At 55.2% G+C, this 6,210-nt stretch carries 6 protein-coding genes; all 6 read right to left on the bottom strand.

What is annotated here, in order from left to right; genetic code table 11:
- Positions 1 to 166: 166 nt before the first annotated feature.
- A complete protein-coding gene (gene groL, locus KYK14_RS08455; protein WP_185283851.1) occupies positions 167 to 1,813 on the bottom strand; it encodes a chaperonin GroEL in 1,647 nt (548 codons plus the stop codon).
- Between the two features lie 51 nt (positions 1,814 to 1,864).
- Positions 1,865 to 2,155 (bottom strand): co-chaperone GroES, encoded by a 291-nt coding sequence (groES, locus tag KYK14_RS08450; protein WP_185283850.1) that lies wholly within the window; start codon positions 2,153 to 2,155, stop codon positions 1,865 to 1,867.
- A 269-nt stretch (positions 2,156 to 2,424) separates the two neighbouring features.
- Positions 2,425 to 2,829 carry a preprotein translocase subunit SecG gene (gene secG / locus KYK14_RS08445; RefSeq protein ID WP_185283849.1) on the bottom strand — a complete coding sequence of 135 codons (405 nt, stop codon included), beginning with the start codon at positions 2,827 to 2,829 and terminating at the stop codon, positions 2,425 to 2,427.
- A gap of 1 nt (position 2,830) precedes the next feature.
- The gene (locus KYK14_RS08440; protein WP_219158436.1) at positions 2,831 to 4,069 is read right to left on the bottom strand and encodes a hypothetical protein; all 1,239 of its coding nucleotides are present in this window, start codon (positions 4,067 to 4,069) and stop codon (positions 2,831 to 2,833) included.
- Positions 4,070 to 4,230: 161 nt separating this feature from the next.
- Complete coding sequence (locus KYK14_RS08435; protein WP_208307325.1) at positions 4,231 to 4,716, bottom strand: LptE family protein; 486 nt, start codon at positions 4,714 to 4,716, stop codon at positions 4,231 to 4,233.
- Between the two features lie 94 nt (positions 4,717 to 4,810).
- Positions 4,811 to 6,124: a sigma-54 interaction domain-containing protein gene (locus KYK14_RS08430; protein ID WP_185283846.1), complete on the bottom strand. Its 1,314-nt coding sequence runs from the start codon at positions 6,122 to 6,124 to the stop codon at positions 4,811 to 4,813.
- Between the last annotated feature and the right edge of the window lie 86 nt (positions 6,125 to 6,210).

Raw genomic sequence — 6,210 nt, 5'->3', positions numbered from 1 at the left:
TCATTGGTGCGATAGTCGTTCTACCGTGAGAAGGTCCTTCGCTCCGCTCAGGATGACACACGAGCGTTAATTCAACAAAAAACGGCCCCGCAACCAACGTTGCGGGGCCGTTTCTATAAGCATCCGATTCAGCGAAATCTGCCGAATCAGCGACAATCTGCGATGATTACATCATGCCGCCCATGCCACCCATGCCGCCCATACCAGCGGCACCGCCGCCAGCACCGCCTTTGTCTTCCTCAGGCTCGTCGGTGATAACTGCTTCCGTGGTCAACAGCAGGCCAGCAATGCTGGCTGCGTTTTCCAGGGCCAGACGCGTTACTTTGGTGGGGTCTAGGATACCAGCGGCTACCAGGTTCTCGTACCGGTCTTCGCGGGCGTTGTAACCGTAGTCACCTTTGCCGTCGCGCACTTTCTGTACTACTACCGAGCCTTCGCCACCGGCGTTAGCCACAATGGTGCGCAGGGGAGCTTCGAGGGCCGTGCGGATAATGTTCACGCCGGTACGCTCGTCGCTGTTAACGGTGTCAACTGCTTCCAGAGCATCCAAAGCACGTACCAATGCTACACCACCGCCGGGTACCACGCCTTCCTCAACGGCGGCGCGAGTAGCGTGCAGGGCATCGTCTACGCGGTCTTTCTTCTCCTTCATCTCTACCTCCGTAGAAGCACCGATGTAGAGGATAGCCACACCACCCGACAGCTTGGCCAAGCGCTCTTGCAGCTTCTCCTTGTCGTAGTCGGACGTAGTGGTGCCGATTTGGGCTTTGATTTCGTTTACGCGAGCCGTAATGGTCTCCTTATCACCGCGGCCATTGACAATCGTCGTGTTGTCTTTGTCGATGATGATCTTCTCAGCCTGACCCAAGTACTCTAGCGTAGCGCTGTCGAGCTTGTAGCCACGCTCTTCGCTGATAACCGTACCGCCCGTCAGAACAGCAATGTCTTCCAGCATCGCCTTACGACGGTCGCCGAAGCCAGGAGCTTTCACGGCAGCAATTTTCAGCGAGCCGCGCAGCTTGTTTACTACCAGCGTAGCCAGCGCCTCACCGTCTACGTCTTCCGAGATGATAACCAGCGGCTTACCCGTCTGAACTACCTGCTCCAGTACGGGCAGCAGCTCTTTCATGGTGCTCACTTTCTTGTCGTAGATCAGAACGAAGGGGTTTTCAAACTCCGCTTCCATCTTCTCCGGGTTGGTTACGAAGTAGGGCGACAGGTAACCACGGTCAAACTGCATGCCTTCCACCGTTTTCACTTCGGTTTCAGTGCCACGCGCTTCTTCTACCGTAATAACGCCTTCCTTGCCTACTTTGTCCATCGCGTCGGCAATCATCTTACCGATTTCCGCGTCGTTGTTGGCCGAAATAGTGCCAACCTGCGCGATTTCCGACGAATTCTCAATTTTCTTCGACTGCGACTTCAGGTTCTCCACAACGGCTTTCACCGCCTTGTCGATACCACGCTTCAGGTCCATCGGGTTAGCACCGGCAGCTACGTTCTTCGAGCCAGCCGTGTAGATAGCCTGGGCCAGAACGGTAGCAGTGGTCGTGCCATCACCAGCCTGGTCGGCAGTTTTGCTGGCTACTTCTTTCACCAGTTGAGCGCCCATGTTTTCGATGGGATCTTTCAACTCAATTTCTTTGGCTACGGTTACACCATCTTTGGTGATGGTGGGGGCGCCAAATTTCTTGTCAATAACCACGTTGCGGCCTTTGGGGCCCAGGGTTACTTTCACGGCATTCGCCAGTTTATCCACGCCGCGCTTCAGACGGTCGCGGCCTTCGGTATCAAATTGGATGTTCTTAGCCATCTTGGTATTGAGGGGGAATTACTGCAAAAAAGAAAGGAAAGGGGTGTCGACTTACAGAACGGCAAAAATGTCCGACTCCTTCATAATGAGGTAGTCTTTGCCTTCTACAGTGATTTCAGTGCCGGCATATTTGCCATACAGCACCTGGTCGCCCACGCTTACCTGGGGCTTAATGGCAGTGCCATTGTCGGCCACTTTGCCTTCGCCTACGGCTACTACTTCGCCGCGCTGGGGCTTCTCCTTGGCCGTGTCGGGGATGATGATGCCAGATTTGGTCTTTTCCTCGGCAGCGGCCGGCGCGATGATAACGCGGTCAGCCAGCGGTTTAATGCTTAGTGACATATTGGTTGTTTTGGGTGAAAGTGAATGTAAAACTAAGGGGTGCTGGTAGAGGAACACTTCTTATGCCAGCCCACCAAAACCTGACAGAATGAACGCCCAAACTTGATTTTCGGGCTTTTTAGCCTGTCAGGACTGCCATACGTGGCAGGGTGGCGGTGGTTGTGATGGCACTGTGTCTTCTCGGCGAGATGCACGAATGCCATAAAAAAACCAGCCGCTTTTCAGAAAAGCGGCTGGTTTTATAGTCAGGTTCGATACGTGTGGAGTGATTACTCTGCGGCTGGAGCGGGGGCGGGAGTAACCGGGGCCGGCGCAGCTGGTTGCTGAGCTGGTGCGCCGGCCGGGGCCGGTGTGGCGCCCGTGCCAGGGATGGCGGGCGCTGAGGGTAGGGTAGGCGTTTCGAGGGCGCGCTGCTGGTTGATGCTGCGAACGGGACCATTGCCGCCACCGCTAGCCAGCATGTGGCTACCCAGCGACAAAACCATCAGGGCAATAGCAAAGCCCCAGGTTAGTTTTTCCAGCAGGTCGCCGGTGCGTTTCACGCCCATAAGCTGGGCCGTACCGCCCGCACCAAACTGGCTGGAAAGTCCGCCGCCTTTCGGATTCTGGGCCAGAACCACCAGCGCCAGCAGCAAGCAAACGATAAAGACAAGAACAAGCAGTGCGTAATACATACTATTCCGAAGATTTCAGTTGTGCAATTTGGTCGGCAAAGTACGCCTTTTTTTCCGGCTGCCGCACCATCAGGCGCTCATATATTTCAATGGCCTTGGCGGTTTTGCCCTGCTTCACCATAATTTTTGCCAGACTCTCTGAGGCCAGCGCGGGGGTAGCGCTGGTGCTGGGTACCGATAAATCGGTTTGTTCCTCAGCGGGTGGTACCACGGCTGGCGCTTTTAAACGAGGCTGGTTTTTGAGGAATTGGTCGATGATAGCCAGGGTTTTACGCGGGGCCGGCTGTTGTGCTGCCACATGATCTAAGAGCAGCGCATCGGGGAGGAAGAAGCCAGTGTGCGGTAAGTCGGTGGTGTAGGTGTCGTGCGGTTGCAGGCTGGTGCCCAAGCGGCTACCCAGGTCTAAGCCGTAGCCAATGCTAGGGTCGGCGTAGAATGGCGGACTGGCTGCGGTACGCGTAGGTGGGGTAGGAGTCTCAGTAGCGGGCGTGTCGTCGAATAGCTCATAAACGGCTGGGGCTGGTAGCCTTGAATCGGCCAAGCCAAACTCAAAGCGCGAGGACCCCGCGTCGGCCGGCGGCCGAATGGGCGGTGCCGTGGCGGGCAGTAAGTCTTCTACTACAACAGGAACGGCGGCTTCATGGGTAACTTCCTCCGCAGTTTTCGTAACGGCTTCAGCTTCTGTTATTTCCTCGGCAGTAGGCACTACCTCATCCGTTTGCTCCACTAGCTCAGCTTCCGGCTCGGCTGCAATATCTAAGGCTGGCGGAGAATCGCCAAGCGCTGGTAATGAAGTAGCAAATACTTCATTTGAGTCCGAAGCGGGGACATCAGTCTCGGCAGCAACCAAAACTTCCTCCTCAACTGGCTCAGCGGGTACCTCAACAAGTACGGAAGCTACCGGCTGTTCTTCCGTCGTTGGCATTTCGGCCAGGGGTAGCTCAGGAACGGCTAGCTGAACTGATTGCACAGAAGCAAGTGCTGAAGTAGCAGTAGGTAGCAGCACGTCGGGTTGCTCAATGAGCAAGCGCAGCAACTGACGGTCGGCGGCGTAGGTAGCCGCCCGACGCAAGCGCTGGCTGGCCAGCATACTACCCTTGTCGTGCGCGGCTTTGGCGAGCAGTAAGTGAGCGGTCTGGCAATAAGGAAAGGCCGTAGCCAGCTGCACCAGCTCCTGATTTTCGGCTTCCGATATAGAGCCGACATGGTCCAGAATATGCAGCAGCGACGCGCGAGTCATCTTTTAAAGCGTTAAGTGTTAAGAGTAACTATCGCAGAACGTCATTTCGACTATAAGAAAAAATCTCACGTGCGATGGATGCTAACTCAATCGTCAGAAATTACTGTTGCAGAACGTCATTTCGACCGTAGGGAGAAATGACGTTCTGCAACAGTCCTATATCACCAGTTGGCCACCGACTTATTGAATACGTCGGTGATGATGTTGGTGGTAATTCTGCGGATAGAGGATGGGTCGCTATTGATTGCGACAATGGACTGCGATGCGGGAAAGTCGCCGTTGCTCTGGAAGGTTTGCTCGAAGCTCTGGGTATCGTCCTTGGTATTGATGAATTTCACCCGTACCTGGATGGTAAGGCGGTTCACGCCGGCTTGGTCCACGTTGCCCTCACGCTGAATAGCGGCCGGGGCAAAATCGTAGGCAATAATCTGACCTTCAATCTGTAAGTCGCCATCGCGCTGCTGCATCTTGAGCGGCGTGTTGCGCTGAAAGTAATCCTTGAAATCTTCCGTAAACTGCTGCGACAGCGCCGAAGGGCCATTACTGGAGTTGTTTTGGAAGGTAGCAATGGACATAGTCTTCACCGACGGATCAATGTTGGTCCCGGTGAAGGAATAAACCGAGCAACCACTTAAGATTACGCTCATAGCTAGTAGCTGATAGCTGATAGCTTTTTTGTACTTCCTATTCAGGAAATTAAAGGCTAACAGCCAATGGCTAACAGCTAACAGCTCAGAAAACCTATGCTTGTTCCAAATCATACTGTTTGAGCTTGCGGTACAACGTGCGCTCGGAGATGCCCAGGTCGTGGGCGGCGTACTTACGCTTGTTGTTGTGCTTTTTTAACGCTTTGATAATCATCTCCTTTTCCTTGGCTTCTAGGGAAAGGGTTTCCTCTTCCGTCTCGTGCGGAATATCTTCAACGCGCTGCTCCTCTTCTTCGTATTCGGTGGCGTCTTCTACCTCAGGGTGCATGAAGTAATCCGACGAAGCGCCGGCCGTATCGGGGCGGGCGTTCAAGCGGCCTCCCTCGTAGGGTGCCACGTTGAGGTTCGTAAACAGGTGGCTGTTTTGGCGCAACAGTTCCTGCGCTTCCTGAGGCCGCTGACCGGCAGCCAGATCCAGCACCAACTTCTTCAGGTCGGTCATGTCGCGGCGCATGTCGAAGAGCACCTTATATAATAAGTCGCGCTCGGAGTAGGCGTTACCCGCGCCGTCGGTGGCCGGACCCGCCGCGCTCAGCAGCATGGGCAAGTTGCTGCTCTGCTCCTGGGGCAGGTACTGGCGCAGGTGGGTAGCATCCACCTCGCGCTCCATTTCCAGCACCGACATCTGCTCGGCCACGTTCTTAAGCTGGCGAATGTTGCCGGGAAAGCGGTAGCGTTGCAATTCCCGCACAGCCTCCGGCGACAGCGAAATGGGCTTCACGCGGTAACGGTCGGCAAAATCGGTGGCGAACTTGCGGAACAGCAGGTAGATATCATCGCCCCGCTCTCGTAGGGGCGGTACGGTGATGGGCACCGTATTGAGGCGGTAGTAGAGGTCTTCGCGGAAACGGCCGTTGCGCACGGCTTCCAGTAGGTTTACGTTGGTAGCAGCCACCACGCGTACATCGGTTTTCTGCACTTTGGAAGAGCCTACCCGAATAAAATCGCCGTTTTCCAGGACGCGCAACAGACGGGCCTGCGTACCCAGCGGCATTTCCCCAATTTCGTCGAGAAAGATGGTGCCGCCGTTGGTCACCTCAAAATAGCCCTTGCGAGCCTCATTGGCACCCGTGAAAGAGCCCTTTTCGTGCCCAAACAGCTCCGAATCGATGGTGCCCTCGGGTATGGCGCCGCAGTTGATGGCAATAAACTGCCCATGCTTGCGGGGCGACAGCGCGTGAATAATCTTAGAAAACGACTCCTTACCGGAGCCGCTCTCGCCCGTTATCAGCACCGTCATATCGGTAGGCGCTACCTGCGCCGCCACCTGAATGGCGTAGTTCAGCGCCGGCGCATTACCGATAATACCGAAGCGCAACTTTATACTTTGAATCTCAGATGGTGTCAAGGTCGTGGTAGGTTTTCGTAGAGTAGACGAAAAGCGGAGTGTTCTATTTGGCGTGTAAATGGGTGTATCAGCAAGCGTAGCATGAC

It is taken from the genome of Hymenobacter profundi (assembly GCF_019334315.1).
In the GTDB taxonomy this organism is placed as follows: Bacteria; Bacteroidota; Bacteroidia; order Cytophagales; family Hymenobacteraceae; genus Hymenobacter; species Hymenobacter profundi.
The sequence above is the reverse complement of the archived record's forward strand: the minus strand, read 5'-3'. Positions and strand labels throughout refer to the sequence as shown.